Source organism: Streptomyces sp. NPDC085932, assembly GCF_044540525.1.
Classification (GTDB): Bacteria; Actinomycetota; Actinomycetes; order Streptomycetales; family Streptomycetaceae; genus Streptomyces; species Streptomyces levis.
On record NZ_JBITSJ010000001.1, the window covers coordinates 612,409 to 631,861 of the forward strand.

Annotated in this window: 16 protein-coding genes; 14 read left to right on the top strand and 2 right to left on the bottom strand. The window is 73.7% G+C overall.

Going from position 1 to position 19,453, the window contains the following annotated elements; all coding sequences use genetic code 11:
• Window positions 1-110: 110 nt before the first annotated feature.
• The 5 genes from ACIGAQ_RS02360 (at window position 111) to ACIGAQ_RS02380 (ending at window position 3,673) form a co-directional block, all read left to right on the top strand.
• Window positions 111-560: a phospholipase gene (locus tag ACIGAQ_RS02360; RefSeq protein WP_311680675.1), complete on the top strand. Its 450-nt coding sequence runs from the start codon at window positions 111-113 to the stop codon at window positions 558-560.
• 55 nt (window positions 561-615) lie between these two features.
• Entirely contained in the window at window positions 616-1,479 is an 864-nt protein-coding gene (locus ACIGAQ_RS02365) for a prephenate dehydrogenase (RefSeq protein ID WP_311680677.1), read from the top strand.
• A 25-nt stretch (window positions 1,480-1,504) separates the two neighbouring features.
• On the top strand, window positions 1,505-1,954 hold the full coding sequence (locus ACIGAQ_RS02370) for a hypothetical protein (protein ID WP_362282226.1): 450 nt from the start codon (window positions 1,505-1,507) through the stop codon (window positions 1,952-1,954).
• A 195-nt stretch (window positions 1,955-2,149) separates the two neighbouring features.
• Entirely contained in the window at window positions 2,150-3,331 is a 1,182-nt protein-coding gene (locus ACIGAQ_RS02375; RefSeq protein ID WP_399778566.1) for an alpha/beta hydrolase family protein, read from the top strand.
• A gap of 126 nt (window positions 3,332-3,457) precedes the next feature.
• Window positions 3,458-3,673 carry an MbtH family protein gene (locus ACIGAQ_RS02380; RefSeq protein ID WP_311680681.1) on the top strand — a complete coding sequence of 72 codons (216 nt, stop codon included), beginning with the start codon at window positions 3,458-3,460 and terminating at the stop codon, window positions 3,671-3,673.
• Between the two features lie 123 nt (window positions 3,674-3,796).
• Here ACIGAQ_RS02380 and ACIGAQ_RS02385 read toward each other — a convergent pair whose 3' ends face one another.
• A complete protein-coding gene (locus ACIGAQ_RS02385) occupies window positions 3,797-5,575 on the bottom strand; it encodes a BTAD domain-containing putative transcriptional regulator (RefSeq protein ID WP_311680683.1) in 1,779 nt (592 codons plus the stop codon).
• 824 nt (window positions 5,576-6,399) lie between these two features.
• The gene (locus ACIGAQ_RS02390; RefSeq protein ID WP_362282232.1) at window positions 6,400-8,838 is read right to left on the bottom strand and encodes an HAD-IC family P-type ATPase; all 2,439 of its coding nucleotides are present in this window, start codon (window positions 8,836-8,838) and stop codon (window positions 6,400-6,402) included.
• Window positions 8,839-9,215: 377 nt separating this feature from the next.
• Here ACIGAQ_RS02390 and ACIGAQ_RS02395 point away from each other — a divergent pair, with 377 nt between their 5' ends.
• The 9 genes from ACIGAQ_RS02395 (at window position 9,216) to ACIGAQ_RS02435 (ending at window position 19,450) form a co-directional block, all read left to right on the top strand.
• A complete protein-coding gene (locus ACIGAQ_RS02395; protein ID WP_311680686.1) occupies window positions 9,216-10,250 on the top strand; it encodes a class I SAM-dependent methyltransferase in 1,035 nt (344 codons plus the stop codon).
• Window positions 10,251-10,452: 202 nt separating this feature from the next.
• Window positions 10,453-11,946, top strand: coding sequence for an anthranilate synthase component I family protein (locus tag ACIGAQ_RS02400; protein WP_399778569.1), 1,494 nt, complete (start codon window positions 10,453-10,455; stop codon window positions 11,944-11,946).
• Entirely contained in the window at window positions 11,943-12,551 is a 609-nt protein-coding gene (locus ACIGAQ_RS02405; RefSeq protein ID WP_399778571.1) for an anthranilate synthase component II, read from the top strand. Before ACIGAQ_RS02400 ends, ACIGAQ_RS02405 begins: the two co-directional genes overlap by 4 nt.
• A complete protein-coding gene (gene trpD, locus ACIGAQ_RS02410) occupies window positions 12,544-13,572 on the top strand; it encodes an anthranilate phosphoribosyltransferase (RefSeq protein ID WP_362282240.1) in 1,029 nt (342 codons plus the stop codon). Before ACIGAQ_RS02405 ends, trpD begins: the two co-directional genes overlap by 8 nt.
• A complete protein-coding gene (gene trpC, locus ACIGAQ_RS02415) occupies window positions 13,569-14,345 on the top strand; it encodes an indole-3-glycerol phosphate synthase TrpC (protein WP_399778573.1) in 777 nt (258 codons plus the stop codon). The genes trpD and trpC overlap by 4 nt, the downstream gene beginning before the upstream one ends.
• A complete protein-coding gene (locus ACIGAQ_RS02420) occupies window positions 14,342-15,754 on the top strand; it encodes a class II 3-deoxy-7-phosphoheptulonate synthase (RefSeq protein WP_399778575.1) in 1,413 nt (470 codons plus the stop codon). Before trpC ends, ACIGAQ_RS02420 begins: the two co-directional genes overlap by 4 nt.
• A gap of 27 nt (window positions 15,755-15,781) precedes the next feature.
• Entirely contained in the window at window positions 15,782-16,945 is a 1,164-nt protein-coding gene (locus ACIGAQ_RS02425) for a hypothetical protein (RefSeq protein WP_399778577.1), read from the top strand.
• Window positions 16,942-17,823: a DUF6182 family protein gene (locus ACIGAQ_RS02430; protein ID WP_399778579.1), complete on the top strand. Its 882-nt coding sequence runs from the start codon at window positions 16,942-16,944 to the stop codon at window positions 17,821-17,823. Before ACIGAQ_RS02425 ends, ACIGAQ_RS02430 begins: the two co-directional genes overlap by 4 nt.
• A gap of 1 nt (window position 17,824) precedes the next feature.
• A complete protein-coding gene (locus tag ACIGAQ_RS02435; protein ID WP_399778581.1) occupies window positions 17,825-19,450 on the top strand; it encodes a GH3 auxin-responsive promoter family protein in 1,626 nt (541 codons plus the stop codon).
• The last annotated feature ends 3 nt before the right edge of the window (window positions 19,451-19,453 follow it).

Here is a 19,453-nt window from a genome sequence, read left to right on the forward strand (position 1 = left end):
GCCGACGTCGTGCCCGGACCGCCCCGCAGGGATAACCGCGCGATAGGGGCCTCATATCGACCCTGGCGACATTGGAAGCACTTCCTGTCCGCTTCCCCGGAGGTCCCCCCATGCGTCGCCGTACGACCCTTTCCATGACCCTCGCCGGCTGTGCCCTGGCCGTCGGCATGTCCGCCGCCCCGGCGCAGGCCGTCCCCGCGGACAAGCCGCAGGTGCTGTCCTCCTTCACGCAGACCGGCGCGGCGAGCTACAACGCCTGGAACGCCGCCCGCCAGAACCAGGCAGCCTGGGCCGCCTACGAGTTCGACTGGTCCACGGACCACTGCACCCAGGCGCCCAACAACCCCTTCGGCTTCCCCTTCGAACTGTCCTGCGCGCGCCACGACTTCGGCTACCGCAACTACCGGGCGGCCGGCACCTTCGACGCCAACAAGGCGCGCGTGGACAGCGCCTTCTACGAGGACATGAAGCGCGTGTGCGCCGCCTACACCGGCGAGAAGAAGACGAACTGCAACAGCACCGCCTGGACCTACTACCAGGCCGTGAAGATCTTCGGCTGAGTCCCGCCGCGGACCGGCACCCGGCCGGTCCGGACGGCTGAGAAAGGACGACGGCATGCGCACCGCCGCCATCGTCGGCGCCGGGCCGATCGGCTGCTCCGTGGGGCTCGCGCTGCGCCGGCACGGCGTGGCCACCCATGTGATCGACGCCGACCCCGAGGCCGCACGCAGGGCCGAGGAACGCGGGGCGGGCGTCGCCGAGGCACCCGCGCAGCCCGCCGACATCGCTGTCATCGCGGTGCCGCCGGGACAGGTCGCCCCCGTGCTCGCCGAGCACCAGAAGCTCGGCACCGCCCGTGTCTACACCGAGGTCTCCGCGGTCAAGGTGCGGCTGTACCACGAGGCGTGGGCGCACGGCTGCGACCTGACCTCGCTGGTCGGCGGACACCCCGTGGTGGGCGAGGGCGGCTCCTGGCCCAGGGAGCCCCGCGAGGACCTCTTCGAGGGACGTCCCTGGGCACTCAGCCCGACCGACGCCACCGACATCCTGGCCCTCAACCGGGCCCTGGAACTCGTGGCGTTGTGCGGTGCGGTCTCGGTGCTGCTCGACCCGGAGACCCATGACCGCGCCGCCGCCCTCGTGTCGCACGCCCCGTACCTGATCGCCAGCCTCGCCGCCGCCCGACTGCTCGATGGCGACGAGTCAGCCGTACGGCTGGCCGGGCAGGACCTGCGCGCCGTCACCCGGATCGCGGACGGCAACCCGGACCTGTGGACGGACACCCTCACCGCCAACGCCGGTCCGGTCGCCGACCAGCTGGACGGCTGGGCCGCCCAAGCGGGGCTGCTGGCCCGTGAGTTGCGGGACGTCGCCCGGTCCGGCGACCCGGCCCGCCCCGAGCGGCTGCGCGCGATCCTCCGCTCCGGAGCGGCCGGGCGGGCCCGGATCCCCGGGCCCTGGGACACCCCACTCGACTGACACCCCATCAGAAGGGCAGACTGGCATGCACCGTACCCCCACCCCCCGGCGACTGCTGCGCACGGCGTGCGTCACGGGGGCCGCCGCCCTGGCGGGCCTCATGGCGGCACCGCAGGCCGGCGCCGCCACGCCGGAGGCCGCGCCGGCCTCCTGCACCACCGCCACCGACACCCGGTCCTTCGGCCGCGGCGAGATCACCCTGTGCGTCGGCGACGACGGCACGGCGCGCGTGACCGGCTGGGTCGAGGACCTGCTGCCCGGCGGTGGTCTCGGCGGCCCCGACGGCGGCTGTGTGGGCTGGTGGATCACCTGGCAGACGGCCGGCGGGCAGCAGCTGGACCTCAGCCCGTTCGTCTGCGGTCACTTCCACAACCCCGACCGCCTGGACTTCGACTACGACCCGACCGCCGTGGAGGGCGGCCCCCGGGACATCACCGGCGTGGCGCAGGTGAAGCTCGGCACCGTTTGGATATGACGGCACATCCGTCGCACGACAGGGCATGACGGGCCGGCCGGACGACGAAAGCCCGGGCGGATCACCCGCCCGGAACGCCGGGCGTCATGAATGCCGTCGACGAAGGTGATGAAAGCGCGGGCGGCGCGCCCGGAACCCGTGTCACGTCCCTAGCGTGATCGGTGTCCGGACTTTCCCGACGAAAGGGCGCCGATCGTGAAGCCGACCGGAACCGGGCGTGCCGTGCGCCGGTACGCCGTCCTCGTGGCCGCGCTGCTGTCCGTCGTCCCCGCCTGCGGACAGCCGCCCGCCCCCGCCCCGGGCGCCGCCGCCACGAGCCGGCCCGACCCGCCCGCCCTGCCCGGCCCGACCGGAGCGCGGCCGGTCGGGCTGCGGGTCCTCGAACTGCGCGACACCTCCCGCCGCGACCCCTGGGACCCGAGCCGGTCCCGCGAACTGATGGTGTCGCTGTGGTATCCCGCACGGCACTCCACCGAGCGCGCGGCGCGCTACGTCACGCCGCGGGAGTCGGAACTGATCCTGCGCGCACAGCGGATCAAGGGCGTTCCCGCGGACCTGCTGAGCCGGGTGCGGGTGCACGCCTCCCGCGATGCCCCGCCGGCCGCGGTGAGCGGTCCCGGACTGCCCCTGGTCGTCCTGTCCCCGGGTTTCTCGCTGCCCCGCACCTCCCTGACCGCGCTCGCCGAGGACCTGGCCAGCCGGGGGTACGCGGTGGCCGCCGTCGACCACGCCTACGAGGCGGCGGCCATGAGCCGTCCCGACGGCCGGGTCACCGGCTGCCGGGCCTGCCACGGCTCCCCGGACGGGCGACGGGTCGCCGCCACCCGGGCCGTCGATCTGTCCTATGTGCGACGGCAGTTGCTCGGCCGGCCCGGCACGGCGGACGGCCGGCTGCCCCGGCTGGATCCGGCCCGGGTCGCCGCCGTGGGCCACTCCATGGGCGGCGCCGCCGCGTTCGAGGCGCTGCGGACGGACCCGGGGTTCGCCGCCGGCGCCGATCTCGACGGCACCTTCCACAGCGCGGGCACCTCACGCGTGGACCGGCCCTTCCTGCTGCTGGGCGCGGACGCGCACGGCAGGCCCGGCGCGGACCCCACCTGGGAGCGCGTGTGGCAGCGGCTGTCCGGCTGGCGCCGCTGGTACTCGGTGACCGGCGCGCAGCACGCGTCCTTCACCGACTACGGGCTGCTCGGCGAACGCCTGGGCCATCCGGCACCGGGGACCGCCCGGGAGGCCGAGGACGCCCTGCGCATCACCCGCCGCCTGGTCGCGGCGTTCCTCGACGACCGGCTGCGCGGCGTCGTCGCCCCTGACCCGGACGACGTCGCCCGGCACGACGAGCGCATCCGCAGGCACCAGCCGCGACAGCGGCCGTAGCCGCCGGGCAGCTCCGAAAGCGAACCGATATCGGAGGGAAACGCCGGCTGCGTACGTTGGCCGGGATGGGAGCCAGGTTCCAGCGTCCCACGCAGTTCAGCCCGACGTTCCCGGAAGGAATGCGACGTGACCAATCCGTTCGAAGACGCAGACGGCCGCTACCTCGTGCTGGTCAATGACGAGGGCCAGCACTCCCTGTGGCCGTCTTTCGTGGAGGTGCCCGCCGGATGGACGGTCGCCTTCGGCGAGTCGGACCGTGAGTCCTGCCTGGAGTACGTGGAGAAGAACTGGACCGACATGCGTCCCAAGAGCCTCATCGACGCCATGAACGCCGACGCCTGACCGGCCCGGCGCCCCGCTCGGCCGCCGCGCCGAGCCGGTCCCCGCGCACGACGAACCGCCCCGCCGGGAAATCCGGCGGGGCGGTTCGCCGTGCCCGGCTCGCGGACCGGTCCGGCTCCGTGCTCACACCACGAGAGGGGCGCCGCACGGCTGTGCCGGCCGGGTGGCCAGGGCGTGCAGCCGTATCAGCTCCTGCCAGCGGTAGCGCATCTCGCCCCAGCGGCCGCGGCCCACCACCTCCAGCAGCTGAGCGTCCACCAGGGTCTCGATGAGGTCCTCGGCGTCCATCTGGTCCATGCCGAGGGCGCCGGCCGCTCCGGCGGCGCAGAAGTCGGTTCCGTCCAGCCGGCCCAGTTCGGCGTAGGCGGCGGCCGCCGCGCCGTCCAGCTCCCGCAGGCTGCGGTCGAGCCGGGCGCGCAGCGAGTCCTCGCCGATGCTCAGCTCCGCCAGCCGGTCGGCCGACCGTTCCAGCCGCCGTACGAGGTCGTGCACCCGCCAGTGCTGCTTGGTCAGCAGCCTGGCCCCGGCGGCCCGCAGCGACACCGGCGTGTTGCCGCACAGCCGCACCAGGCGCCGGGTGGTCTCCGGGGACTCGTCGGCCCTCGTGTCACGCAGGACGCCGGCCAGCATCTCGTGCGACTCGTCGTCGGACAGCGGCCCGATGCGCAGCCGCAGCAGGCCCGGGTCCTGGAGGAGTTCGTCGAGCGTGGCGCAGCCGGTGATCAGCACCCGGCACCCGCCGTGCCCCGGCAGCAGCGGCCGGATCTGGGCGTACGACGAGGCGTGGTCGAGCACGACCAGCACCCGTCTGCCCTCCAGGGCGGAGCGGTAGCGCTCGGCGGCCTCGGCGAGGCCCGAGGGTAACGGGCCCTCGACGCCCAGCCGGCGCAGGAACTGGTGGAGCACGTCGAGGGGGTCGCCGTACCGGAGATCGGCGAAGAGCCGGCCGTCGGGGAACCGGTGCGCCGACCGATGGGCCCAGTGCACGGCGAGGCTGGTCTTTCCGATGCCGGGGCTTCCCGTGATGTGCGCGATGGACGAGGAATTCTGCGTCGTCCGGCCGAGCAGGGAGTCGTCCAGAAGCCACTGTTCGCGGGTACGGCCGACGAAGTACGCGTCACTTTCCGGAAGTTGGGCGGGAGTGTTGTTCTGCGTACCGGGCTGTGCGACAGCAATCGCCGGGGCCGAGGGCTGCGGGACGTCGTCCCGGAGGATCGCGTTATGGAGTTCCTGGAGTTCCGCGCCGAGCTCCAGACCGATCTCTTCGACAGAATGACGCATTCCGTCGCGGAAGGTGGTGAGTGCCTCCGCCCGCCGCCCGGAGCGGTACTGGGCGAGCATCAGGTAATACCGCAACCGGTCGCGCAGGGGGCACGCGCTCACCAGGGCCTGCAACTCCCCGAGAATGGCCTGGTGCTCACCGAGTTCGAGCCGCAGCGCGACCTGCTGCTCGATGGCCAGCATGCGCTGTTCGTCCAGGCGGGCCGCCTCGGTCTCGGCGAAGGGCGCGTAGACCCCGCCGAGCGCCGGGCCGCGCCAGAGGGCCAGCGCGTTCCGCAGGGCGCCGGCGGCTTCGGCGGTGCGGTGGTCGGCGGACAGCCGGACACTCTCGGCGACCAGTTGCTCGAAGCGGGTGGCGTCGAGTGAGTGGCCGACCAGGGAGAGCATGTAGCCCGGCGTGGCGGTGACGATGGTCTCCCGGTCCCAGCCGGCGGTGCGGAAGATCTTGCGCAGGGCGGCGATGCAGATGGCCACCTGGGTGCGGGCGGTGCTGGGGGGCTGCCCGTTCCACACCTTCTCGATGAGCGAATCGAAGGAGACCACCTGATTCGCCGAGAGAAGCAGGGCCGAGAGGACGGCGCGCTGCCGCGGTCCGCCGACGGTGAGCGTACGGCCCTTCATACGGACCTCCAGCGGCCCGAGTATTCGGAATTCCAGATTGTTCCCGCGTCGCGTTTCGTCCGGGGACCCGGATATGTCGTTGCGCTTTACTCGATGGACGGCCGGCGCATTCCGCCGCGCTCTCTCGTCTTCCCGGAATATGGTGCCTGATCGATATTCCATGGCTCTCTGAGACCCCCGTTGGTGATGTTCTGCTACTCGCGCGCAGTTCCAATTCTTGAAGGCGGCTGGATCCAAACAAATTCTCCCATCGCTGCCAGGAGAAGTGGACGGATGGGTTCCGATTTCTTCGTTGCGGCCCATGCGCGTGGTGGGATGTCCTCAAGATCGCCGTGGGCCGTCGTCCGGGACGGTGGAAGCGCTCGAGTAGGTGTCGAACGTCGCGTCAAAGAGTCGTCATCGGTCCCCCTTGCCTCTGTCGAATGATACGTATCCCACCAGGTTCCAACACTCGACTTTCGACAGGTGTGGACTTGCCTTTCGTAGAGTGACCAACACCGTTCTCCTAAGCGTTCATCGGGGGTCGCCCGATATGTGGTCAGTCAAGTTCGAGCGAGATTTAATGGCAGAACAGGAAATTCCTGGTCGTGACCGTATTGGACTGAACCACCGGGGGTTTCGCGCGGCCCGTGGCACCTGGGCCGGTGTTCCCGCGGTGGATCATGACCGATGGCCGAGGTTGGCCGGAACGCGACGTTCGGCCGCCCACCGGGCGGAGCCGTTCGCGCCGGTTGGCGCCCGGAACGGCGAAAGGGCCGCCCGGCGTAGTGCCGGGCGGCCCTTCCTTTCACCGGGGCAGCCGGGGGAGTACCGCCCCGGTGGGCTCAGTCGGCGGTCTGCCGGCGCCGTCCCAGGGCCCACACGGCCTCCAGGGCCAGCCCGGCCACCACCGCGGACGCGACCGCCGCGCCGGGCGCCGCCGTACCGACCAACTGCAGCTGGAAGAACTCCTGCAGGTACGGCACCACCAGCACCACCACGAAGCCCAGCCCCATGGTCAGCACCAGCAGGATCCGCCACCAGGTGTAGGGCCGGGCGATGATGGCCAGCGCCCACAGCGCGGTCAGGAACAGCGCCAGCGTCGCCGCCGAGGTCTCCGCGTCCAGGTTGTCGTCGTACACGGACCGCGCGACGAAGTACGACACGGAGGTGGCCGCGGCGGCCAGCGCACCGGCGGGGACGGCGAACCGCAGGACGCGTCCCACGAAGTTCGGCCGGGCGCGTTCCTTGTTGGGCGCAAGGGCGAGGAAGAACGCCGGGATGCCGATGGTCAGCGAGCCGATCAGAGTGATGTGCCGCGGCAGGAACGGATACGGCACCTGCGTCAGGACGACCACCACGGCCATCAGCACCGAGTACATCGTCTTGGTGAGGAACAGGTTGGCCACGCGCTCGATGTTCCCGATGACCCGCCGGCCCTCCGCCACGACCGACGGCAGTGACGCGAAGTTGTTGTCGAGCAGCACGATCTGCGCGACCGCCCGCGTGGCCGGGCTGCCGGAGCCCATGCCGACCCCGATGTCGGCGTCCTTCAGCGCGAGCACGTCGTTGACACCGTCGCCCGTCATCGCCACCGTGTGGCCGCGCGACTGCAGGGCGCCCACCATGTCCCGCTTCTGCTGCGGCCCGACCCGCCCGAAGATGGTGTGCTTCTCGACCTCGTCGGCCAGCGCCTTCGGGTCCTCGGGCAGGAACCGCGCGTCCACCGGGCTGTCCGCGCCGGGCAGGGACAGACCGGCGGCCACGGCGCCCACGGACACCGCGTTGTCACCCGAGATCACCTTGGCCGAGACGCCCTGGTCCGCGAAGTACCGCAGGGTGGCGGGCGCCTCGGGCCTGATGCGCTGCTGGAGCACGACCAGCCCGCACGGCTCCACCGCGTCCGGCACCGCCGCCGGGTCCTCCAGCAGCGCGTCCAGCGGGCGGGCCGTACGCGCCAGCAGCAGCACCCGCAGGCCCCGGGCGCCGTAGGAGTCGGCCGCTGCGAGCACCGCGTGTCCCGTGGGGAGCATCGTGTCCGGCGCCCCGAGCAGCCACGCCGAGCGCGCACCGGACGGCTCGGAGAACTCCGCCCCGCTCCACCGGCGCGCCGAGGAGAACGGCGCGACCGCGTGCCGTGTCCAGCCCTCCGGGGCCGGGTAGGCGTCGATGATGGCCTGCAGGCTCGTGTTGGGACGCTCGTCGGCGGCGCCGAGGGCCCCCAGCACGTCCTCCACGGGCACGTTCTCCGCCAGCGGCAGCACCTCGCTGACGTCCATCGACGCCTCGGTGAGGGTGCCCGTCTTGTCCAGGCACACGGTGTCCACCCGGGCCAGACCCTCGATCGCCGGGAGCTCCTGCACCAGACACTGCTTGCGGCCCAGCCGGACCACGCCCACCGCGAAGGCCAGCGACGTCAGCAGGACCAGGCCCTCCGGCACCATCGGCACCAGACCGCCCACCATGCGGCGGATCGCCTCGGGCAGGTCGTCGTCGTTGACCATCAGCTGCGTGATGATCAGCGAGATGCCCGCCGGGACGATCGCGTAGGTGACGAACTTCAGGATCCGGTCGATGCCGTTGCGCAGCTCGGAGTTGACCAGCGTGAACCGCCGCGCCTCCTCGGCGAGCTGAGCGGCGTAGGCCTGCCGGCCGACCCGCGTCGCGGTGAACGAGCCGGAGCCCGCCACCACGAAGCTGCCCGACATCACCGCGTCGCCGGGCTGCTTGAGGACCGGGTCCGCCTCGCCGGTGAGCAGCGACTCGTCGACCTCCAGGTTGTCGGCCGCGGTGACGGTACCGTCCACCGCGATCTTGTCGCCCTGGCCCAGGTCGATGAGATCGTCGATGACGATCTCCGAGGGCCGCAGTGAGACCCGGTCGCCGTCGCGCCACACCCGCGGCCGGCTCTCGCCGACGATGGCCAGCTGGTCGAGGGTCCGTTTGGCACGGACCTCCTGGATGATGCCGATCAGCGTGTTGGCGAGGATCACCCCGCCGAACAGCGCGTCCTGGATCGGGCCGACCACCAGGATGATCACGAACAGCACGCCGATGATGGCGTTGATGCGGGTGAAGAGGTTGCTCCGGACGATCTCACCGATGCTGCGGCTGGACCGGACCGGTACGTCGTTCACCCGGCCGGCGGCGACGCGCTCGGCGACCTCGGCCGCGGTGAGCCCTGTGCCGCCCCTGCCGTCACCCGCCGTGAGCGGTGGCGGGGCGCTGCCCCCCGGTGCGACGGCCTCGGCGGTCACGCCGGGCTCGTCCAGCCGCTTGTCCATCCCTGGATTCCTCCGCATCCGTCGCCGGCCGGCGCTCGCACGGGGCGGCGCCGGCCGTTCGTCCGTGACCGACCGTAGAAGCAGGTGGACACGCGCCACCACGCACGAAGGACGTCTTCTGATCTGACTTTCGTCAGGGGCGCCGGACGCCCGCGCGCGACTTCCGGCAGACGCCCGGCCCCGGAGCCAGGGCCCGGGACGTCCCGCGCCCCCGTGCCGCCGCACCCCGCCGACCGGAAAACGAATCGATATCGGAGAGAAACTGCCGGCTCCTAGCGTCTGGGCCCCAGAACGCCCCGGGGATCCCGGAGTTCGCCCGCCGGTCCACCACCTCCCAGGACCGGCGGGCCCCCGCAGCCCACGCAGAGGAGAGCCTCATGCACGCCCAGACGAGCGGGTCCATCGTGTCAGGGGACGACATTCCGGGGCAGCTGGCGCAGCTCCGGCAGCTCCACCCGGAGCTGTACGCGCGCACCGACCCGCAGCGGATCGCCACGTGGCAGGCCACGCTCGGCAGGACCCTCGGACAGCACGACGACTTCGGGGACGACGCCGAGGGCGGCCGGGGCGTGGTCTACCTCAAGGCCCAGGCGCTGAACACCCGCGCCCGGGCCACCGGCATCCGGACCCTGCTGGACCTCGCCGCCCCGCGGCTCCCCGCCCGGGACGGCGAACGGCCCGTCCTGGTCGACCTGCTGGGCGGCGACGGACTGATCCGCAAGGTGGCCGGGGAACTCGGCATCACCGACTTCGACGTCCTCACCTGTGACGCCTCCCCCCACATGGTCGCGGCGGCCTGGGCGGCCGGCATGCCGGCCCTGCTGCAGCGCGCCGAGCAGCCGCTGCTGCGCGACGCGTCCGTCGACGCCGTGCTCCTCGCCTACGGCTCCCACCACGTGCCCCCCTCCGACCGGCAGACGGTGGCGAGCGAGGCGTACCGCATGCTGCGTCCCGGAGGCGCCTTCCTGCTGCACGACTTCCTCGTCGGCTCCCCCATGGACGTCTGGTTCGAGGAGGTGACCGACGTCCACTCGACGACCGGCCACAAGTTCCTGCACTTCACCCGCGACGAGATCGACGGCTACCTGGAGAAGGCCGGCTTCGAGCACCGCGAGGTCCTGGAGGTCGACGACCCCTACACCGTCACGGGTGCCACCCCGGACGAGGCCGAACTGGCCGTCGGCCGCTACCTGCTGCACATGTACGGCCTGGTGAGGGTCTTCGACGGGCGGACCGAGCGGGAGGCCTACCGCTGGGTGGCCGACCGGGCGAAGTCCGTCTTCCGGTACGCCGAGGCCGACGGCTCGGTCACCGGCACCGCGCTGCGCCGCGACGACGCCACGGGCGAGTGGCACATCACCGTCCCCCGGCGCGCGGTCGTCGGGGTGGGCCGCACGGCGGGCGCCGCCTGACAGCACCCCGGAACTTCCGAAGTCTTCCGGCACGCCGACGTCCGGAAGACCACGTCACCGAACGGATCCACGACCGACACCGCAGACGAGGCGACGGTACGAGGCGCCTTCGTGGCGTGCGTCCCGGTGGACAGCGAGACCGTGCTCAGCCGCGGCGAGCAGTCCGGACGGACCCCGCGCCGGCCCTGCCGAGGAAGGCGACATGACCACCCAACTCACCGAAGAACCCGCAGAGGTCACGGCCGAGGCGGCCCGGGCCACCCTGCCCGGCCGGGCCGCGGCGGCCACGCTGGGGCACACCCATGACGTGGTCCCGCTCCACCAGGAGTTCCTGGCCGACGGGATCAGCCCGGTCACCGCGTTCGCCGCGCTGTGCGGACCGGACGAGCCCGGTTTCCTGCTGGAGAGCGTGCCCGTGTCGGGCGGGGTCGCCCGCTACTCCTACGTCGGCCACCGGCCCGCCCGCATCGCCCTGCCCGACGGCGACCCGCTCACCGCGCTGCGCGCCCGGCTCGCCGCGCGCGAGGCCCCCGTCGAGGGGCTCCCGCCCTTCCACGGCGGCGTGGTCGGCTACCTCGGCTACGAGGCGGCACGCCACTTCGAGGAACTCCCCGTCGCCGGGGACGCGACCGGCCTGCCGGAATCCGCGTTCCTGTCGGTGGACGACCTGGTGGTCTTCGACCACGCCACCCGCCGCGTCCTGCTGATCACCCTGCACCGGCCCGCCCTGGAGTCCTACGACACCGCCGTCGCCCGGATCGTGCGCCTCGGCGGCCGGCTGCGCGCCGCGGGCCCGGCGCCCGGCTTCTCCGGCCGCCCGCTGCAACCCACCGACCGGGCGGCGGACGCGGACACCGCGGGCTGGACGGCCGACCTGACGGAGCGCGAGTTCACCGAGCGGGTCGAGCGGGCCCGGGCCCACATCGCGGCCGGGGACGCCTTCCAGATCGTGCTCTCCCGGCGGCTCTCCCGGCGGCTGACCGTGCCGCCGCTCGACCTGTACCGGCACCTGCGTGCGACCAACCCGTCGCCGTACATGTACCTCCTGAGCCTGGGGCGCGGCCGGCACGTCATCGGAGCCTCGCCGGAACTGCTGGTCAAGGCGGACGGCGACCGCGTGCAGACCCGCCCGCTGGCCGGCACCCGCCCCCGCCACCCCGACCCCGCGGCGGACCGGGAGCTGGAGCGGGAACTGCTCGCCGACGAGAAGGAACGCGCCGAGCACGTCATGCTCGTCGACCTCGGCCGCAACGACCTCGGCCGGGTCACCGAGCCCGGCACCGTCCGCGTCGACCGGCTCATGCGCGTCGAGCGCTTCTCGCACGTGATGCACCTGTCCTCGACCGTCTCCGGCCGGCTCACCCCCGGCCGCACCGTGCTGGACGCCCTGCGGTCCGCCTTCCCCGCCGGCACCCTGTCCGGAGCCCCCAAGATCCGCGCCATGGAGATCATCGCCGAGCTCGAACCCCAGCAGCGCGGCGTCTACGGCGGAGCCGTCGGCTTCGCCGGGTACGACGGCCTGGCCGACTTCGCGATCGCCCTGCGCACCATGGTCGTCGCCGACGGGCAGGTGCACGTCCAGGCGGGCGCCGGGATCGTCGCCGACTCCGATCCCGCCGCCGAGTTCCGCGAGACCCTGCACAAGTCCGGCGCGATGATCACGGCCGTGCACCGCGCGGAGCGGGAGGCCCGGTGACGACCGCCCCCGGCACCGCCCCGGGCCGGCCCGCCCGCCCCCGCGTCGCGGTGATCGACAACTACGACTCCTTCACCTACAACCTCGTGCACCACGTCGCCGAACTGGGCGGCGCCCCCACCGTGTTCCGCAACGACGCCACCACGGTCGGCGAACTGGCCGACCACGACCTGCTGCTGATCTCACCCGGCCCGGGCACCCCCGACGGGGCGGGCATCTGCGTGGAGGCCGTGCGCGCCCTCAGCGGCCGGCTGCCGATCCTCGGCGTCTGCCTCGGCCACCAGTGCATCGCGACCGCGTTCGGCGGGACCGTGGCACGCGGCACTCCCGTGCACGGCAAGACCTCGCCCGTGCACCACGACGGCAGCGGGGTGTTCGCCGGTCTGCCCGACCCCTTCACCGCCACCCGTTACCACTCCCTCGTCGTCGCGCCGCACGACCTGCCCGGCGAACTCCTCGCGGTGGCCGCCACCCCCGACGGCACCCTCATGGGGCTGCGCCACCGCGACCACCCCACCCACGGCGTCCAGTTCCACCCCGAGTCGGTGCTCAGCCCGGACGGGAAACAGCTGATCGCGAACTTCCTGGAGCTCAGCGATGATTGACGTACTGCGCAGCGTCGCGCGACGCCGGCTCACCGAGGACGAGGCCGCCGCGGCCATGCGGGTGATCATGCGCGGCGAGGCCACGCCCGCGCAGATCGCCGGCTTCGCCCTGGCCGTCACCGTGCGCGGGGAGTCGGTCGACGACCTGACCGGACTGGCCCGCGCCGCCCTGGAGTTCACCACCCCGCTGCCCGTGGACGGCGACGTGCTGGACACCTGCGGCACGGGCGGCGACGGCCTGAACACCTTCAACATCTCCACCGCCGCCGCCGTCGTGGCCGCCGCCTGCGGCGTGCGGGTCGCCAAGCACGGCAACCGCAGCGCCTCCTCCGCCTGCGGCAGCGCCGACGTCCTGGAGGAACTCGGCGTACGCATCGACCTCGGCCCCGAGGAGGCCGCCGCCTGTCTGTCCGCCGCCGGCATCACGTTCCTGTTCGCCCCCGTCTTCCACCCGGCGTTCCGGCACACCGCCGGCCCCCGCCGCGAACTCGGCGCCCGCACCGTCTTCAACCTCCTCGGGCCGCTGCTCAACCCCTCCGGGGCCCGGCTGCGCATCCTGGGCGTGCCCGCCCCGCACCTGGTCGAGCCGATGACCGAGGTGCTGCACCGCCTCGGCGTCACCCGCGCCCTGGTCTTCCACAGCGAGGACGGCATGGACGAGCTGAGCACCACCAGCCCCGCCCACCTCGTCGAACTGCGCGACGGCCACCGCACGGCGCACCGCTTCGACCCCGCCGCACTGGGCCTGCGGCCGGCCCGCCCCCACGACCTGGCCGGCGGCGACCGCACCGTCAACGCGGCGATCATCCGCCGGGTGCTCGCCGGCGAACCCGGACCGGCACGCGACATCGTCCTGCTGAACGCCGCCGCCGCCCTGCGCGTCGCCGGCGCCGCAGGAACCTGGCACGAGGGGCTGCGCCAGGCCGCCCACGCCGTCGACACCGGCGCGGCCGACACCCTCCTGGCCCACTGGGCCCGTGTCTCCCACACCCCCACGGCAGCCCTGGAGATGCCGGTATGAGCGACATCCTCGCCACCCTCGTGACACAGGCCGGACAGCAGACCGCCCGGCGGCGCGCGGCCCGGCCCACCGCCGAGACGGAGGCCGCCGCCGCCCTGGCACCCGCACCCCGGGACTTCGCCGCGGCCCTGCGGGAACCGGGACTCGGCGTGATCGCCGAGATGAAACCCCGCAGCCCCTCCAAAGGCCCGCTGACCGACGACTATCGACCGGCGGACCGCGCCCGCTCCTACCGCGAGGGCGGTGCCGCGGCCCTGTCGGTCCTCACCCACGAGGACGGCTTCGGAGGCAGCCCCGAACACCTCGGCGTGGCCCGCGCCGAGAGCGGACTGCCCGTCCTGCGCAAGGACTTCATCACCGACGACTACCAGCTCCTCGAAGCCCGGGCGCTGGGCGCCGACGCGGTGCTGCTCATCGTGGCCGCCCTGCCCGCCACCCGGCTCGCCGGACTCCTCGCCCGCACCCGGGAACTGGGCATGGAGGCCCTGGTCGAGACGCACGACGCCGACGAGGTCGACACCGCCCTGGCCGCCGGCGCCACCGTCATCGGCGTCAACCACCGCGACCTGCGGGACTTCACCATCGACCGCACCCTGTCCGCTCGGCTGCGCCCCCGGATCGGCTCCGGCCGGATCCTCGTCGCCGAGAGCGGCATCCGCGACGCCCACGACGCCCGCGCACTGGCCCGGGCCGGAGTGGACGCGGTGCTGGTCGGGGAACTGCTGATGCGGGCCGACGACCCCGCCGCCACGATCAAGGAACTCACCGCATGACGCTGCTGCCCACACCCCCCGTGCTGACGCCCCACGACTCCCTCGCCCCGCCCCCGCACGGCTGGACCCCCACCTCATGGCACGACCACCCCGCCGCCCAGCAGCCCGACTACCCCGACCCGCGGGCGCTGCGCCGCGTCACGGAGACGCTCGCCCTGCAGCCCCCGCTGGTGCTGCCCGGCGAGATCCTCGACCTGCGGCGCGAACTCGCCGGTGTCGCGGCCGGTGACGGCTTCCTGCTCCAGGCCGGCGACTGCGCCGAGCGGTTCGCCTCCTGCACCGAGGACGGCGTGCGCGGCAAACTGCGGGTGATCCTCCAGCTGGCCATCGTGCTCACCTTCGGCTCCGGCCTGCCCGTGGTGAAGGTCGGCAGGATCGCCGGACAGTTCGGCAAGCCGCGCAGCAGCCCCACCGAAACCGTCGACGGCGTCGAACTGCCCGCGTTCCGCGGCGACATCGTCAACGGCCCCGAGTTCGACCCGGCCTCCCGCCGGCCCGACGCCGACCGGCTGCTGCGCGCCTACCACCACTCCTCCGCCGCGCTGAACGTCCTGCGCGCCCTGACCCTCGGCGGGTTCGCGGACCTCGGCCAGGTCCACGCCTGGAACCAGGAGTCCGTCCGGCGCAGCGCAGCCGGGCGGCGCTACGAGAAGGCCGCCGACGACATCAGCTGGGCCCTGCGGTTCATGACCGCCTGCGGCGTGGACACCGGCGCCCAGCCCGTCCTGCACCAGACCCGCCTCTACACCTCGCACGAGGCGCTGCTGCCGGCGTACGAGCAGGCGCTGACCCGGTACGACGAACACCGCAGGGCCTGGTTCGGCACCAGCGCCCACCTGCTGTGGATCGGCGACCGCACCCGGCAGCTCGACGGCGCCCACGTGGAACTGCTCTCCGGCGTCGCCAACCCCCTCGGCGTCAAGGTGGGCCCCTCCACCACACCGGAGGACCTGCGCGCGCTGTGCGAGCGGCTCGACCCGCACCGCAGCCCCGGCCGGCTGGTGCTGATCACCCGGCTGGGCGCCGGACGCTCCGGCGACCTGCTGCCGCCGCTGCTGCGGGCGGTCCGGGAGGCCGGTCACCTGCCGGTCTGGGCCTGCGACCCCATGCACGGCAACACCTTCGTGTCGCCCGCCGGGTACAAGACGCGCCGCCTGACCGACATCACCACCGAGATCGGGGAGTTCTTCGGCGCCCACGCCCAGGAGGGCACCCACCCCGGGGGACTCCACCTGGAACTCACCGGCGACGACGTCACCGAATGCCTCGGCGGCGAACTCGACGAGATCGTCGACGCACGGCTCGGCACGCGCTACGAGACCGCCTGCGACCCCCGCCTGAACGCCGCCCAGTCGCTCGAACTCGCCTTCCGCAGCGCCGAGATCCTGCGCGCCCACCTCAGCGCCTGACACGGGCCGGCCGGAGAGGAACCCGACGTGACCGTCGCCGCACCACCCGAGAGCGCCCCCGCCACGCCGCGGGCGGACGCCGAACTCGTCGTGGCGCCGGTGACGATCACGCCGACCAAACCCCTCACGCCGACGCACGTCAAAGGTCTGCTGTGGACCGACGTCCTGGTCAAGGCGAGCTCCCGGCTCGGCCCCGTCCGCCTGGTGTGGAACAACCGCATGGCCACCGTCACCACCCAGTCCACCGCCTTCTGGCACCACCTCGACCGCACCGAACCCGGCACGGACTGGGCCACCCTGACGGCCACGGACATCGGCGAGCGCTACGTCCGCTACCACGCCGGGCGCCCCCGCACCGACCCGCGCGCCCTCCACGACTACCTCGCCCGCGCCGACTCCGCCGGCTGGATCCATCCCGCCGGCCGCCGCATGCTCGACCTGTGGCGCGCCGACCTCCGGCTGCTCGGCGTGGCCGACCCGGGCCTCGCCCTCGACCGCCCGCTCGCCACCGGAGCACCCGCGGTGCTCGCCCGGCTCGCCGACCGCGGACTGCTGATCGACCACCGGCGCCACGGCGGCCCCGTCCACCTCGACGGCACCCGGTGGGGCCTGCCGCTGCGCCGCCTCGTCGGCAGCGACGGCCACCCCAACTATCTGCTGCCGATCCTGCGCGAACTGATCCCGATGATCCGCCCCGACCGCACCTTCCTCCTCGTCTGCGACGACGACCTCGCCGCCGACTACGTGCTGCTGGACCGGGTGCTCGGCGCGTTCGGGGCCCGGGTCGCCCGGCTCTCCCTCAGCCGGGTGCCCCTGGCCGGCAGCACCCGCTCCAGCCGGTACGGCGGCTGGCGCGGCGCGACCCTCGGCGACCTGTCCGCCGAGCCCGGCACCGCGGACCGGGCCGCCTACCGGCTCGGGATGCGGCTGTACTTCACCGGCACGCTGCAGCGACGCTCGGCCCAGTCCTTCCGACTGCCCCTGCTGCGCCGCTGCGTGGGCCGCGCCGCACGCCTGCTCGACCGGGCGCCCGCCGGCGCCCGCGACGCACCGGCGGACCGTCACCTGGAGGAGATCCTCGCCCGGCTGCGGACCGGGCCGGGCTACGTCGACCCCTACCGGCTCACCACCTCCCTGCTGGGCAGGCGGCCCCTGCCACCCACCCCCCACCTGCGAGCCATCTACACATGAGCACAGAACGAGCCCTCCGGTCCCCGTCCGCCGAAGGACCCACCACCAACGCCGCAGGCCCTTCCCCCACCTCCGCACGCGCCGGGGCGCGGTATGCCGCGGGCCCGCACGGGCCCCCGCACGCCATCGGTCCGCACGGGGCCCCGCACGCCACGGACCAGTACGCCACCGGTCCGTATGCCACCGGCCCGCTCGACGCCGCGGCGCGCGCCCGTCTCGCGGCCGTCCGGCACGGCCTGGGCGACGCACCGGTCACCCCGGGACTGACCGTGGCCGTCGTCGTGGGCGAACTCGACCTGCCGGCCTTCGTCGCCGGTGCCGCCCGGTTCGCCCTCGGCCTGCCGCCCGCGCTCGCCGACGGCTGGTACCGCGCCTTCACCCGGACCGTGTTCCTCAGCGGCCGCCCCGCCACCCTGGCCCCCCGCCACCCCCACCGGTACGCCGGCCCCACGGCCGGCCTCGCCTGGTACGGCCCGGCGCGCCGCGGCGCACTGAAGCCGCTGTCCCGGCTGCTGCGCGCCTTCGAGGGCCCCGCCCCGGTCCGCACACCGGACGGCGCTCTGACCGTCGCCCTGCCCGGCCCGCCCTCGGGACACACCGCGCACGCCGTCCTCGCGACCGGCGGAACCAGCACCGCGGCCTACCTCGTCCACACCCACCACCTCGTCGCCGAGGCGGCGCTGCGCGGACTGATCCGCCCCGGGGACACCGTCCGCGTCACCCACCGCCACGCCCTGCCCCCCGGCGACCACCGAGACGCACTGGACCCCTCCCGCGCGGGCTCCGTCCAGACGCGGATCGCCGCCTGCCCCACCGATCCCCACCGGCTGCGCCTGTACGGCGTACTGACGACCGACCGCCCCGAAGGGAAGCACTGACATGCGGGCCGAACGCGTCCTGGCCGAACACCGCGCCTTCCTCACCGCCCTGGACCACCCCGAGGAGGTGCAACGCGAACTGCTCGCCGGGATCCTGGAACGCAACGCCGGCACCGCCTTCGGCCGGGACCACGGCCTGGACCGCGTCCGCACCCTCGACGACCTGCGCCGGGCCGTGCCCCTGCGCACCCACGAGGCCCTGATGCCCTGGATCGAACGGGCGATGGCCGGCGAGGACGCCGTGCTGACCGCGGACGAGCCCGTCGTCTACTTCTCCTCCAGCGGCAGCACCGGCCGCGAGAAGCACATCCCCGTCACCCGCAGCTACATGCGGGGGACGTTCCTGCCCTTCTACCACGCCGCCTTCGCCCCCCTCCTGCGGACCCTGCCGCAGGCCCTGGCCGCGCCCACGGCGGTGCTCAACCTGTGGCAGGACCCGACCGCGCCCATCGCCCGGACCGGCCACGGCCAGCCGCACATCGGCGCCAGCCAGGTGGACTACCGCACGTTCGGCGAGGACTCCGCCGTCGGACCCGGCAACGACGCCGAGTGGAGCCGCATCCCCGCCGAACTCGCCACCGCCGGACCCTGGGAGCGCAGCTACCTCAAACTGCGCCTCGCCGCCGAGCAGGACATCCGCGTCGTCATCGGCGTGAACCCCGCGATGGTCGCCGGACTGCCGTACATGCTGCGCACCGTGTGGCCCCGGCTCGTCGAGGACATCCGCGCGGGCACCCTCGGCGGCCGGCCGCACACCCGCCCCGACCCCGGGCGCGCCGACGAGATCGAGCGCTGCGCGCGGCGGTTCGGCACGCTCCTGCCGTACCACCTCTGGCCGCGCCTGGAGGCCGTCCTCGTCTGGAACAGCGCGCTCGCCTCGCTCTACCTGCCGCGCGTGCGCGAGACGTACGGACCGGGCGTGCGGCTCTTCGACGCGCCGGTCGCCTCCTGCGAGGGGCCGGCCGCCGTCCCCGTCGACCTGCGGCCCGGCGCGCCCCTGTACGTGCCCGGCTGCGTCTACGAGTTCGTGCCGGCCGACGCGCCGGTCACCGCCGGCAGCGAGACGCTCGCCGCCACGGAACTGGACGCCGGGCAGGACTACCACCTCGTCCTCACCCACGTCGGCGGCCTGTACCGGTGCGCCGTCACCGATGTGGTCCGGGTCGTCGGGCACCTCGGACGCACCCCGCGCATCGTGTACGCCGGACGCGACATCGTCCGCTCCGTCGCCGGCGAGCGCCTCACCGAGGCCGTCGCCGTCCGTGCGCTGCGTGCCGCCTGCCACGACACCGGCGCCGAGATCAGGGGCGCGACCTTCCACCTGGCCGGCGGCGGCCGCGGCCGGCACCAGGCCGCCGTCGCCTTCGCGGGCCCCGCGGCACCGGACCTGTCCGGCGCCCTGGACGCCCGGCTGGCCGAGCAGTGCCCCGGCTACCGGGAGGCCCGCCGCTCGGACCGGATCGGGCCGGCCGAGGTCATCCCCGTCCACCCGGACGCCTTCCAGTGGGAGTGGGAACGCGCCGTGCGGGCCGGACAGCGCCCGCCCCGCGTCAAGGACCGGGTCTTCCTGCCCACCGAGGAGGCGTGGGAGCGGCTCGTCGCCTCCGCTTCACAGCCCGCTGCCTGATGC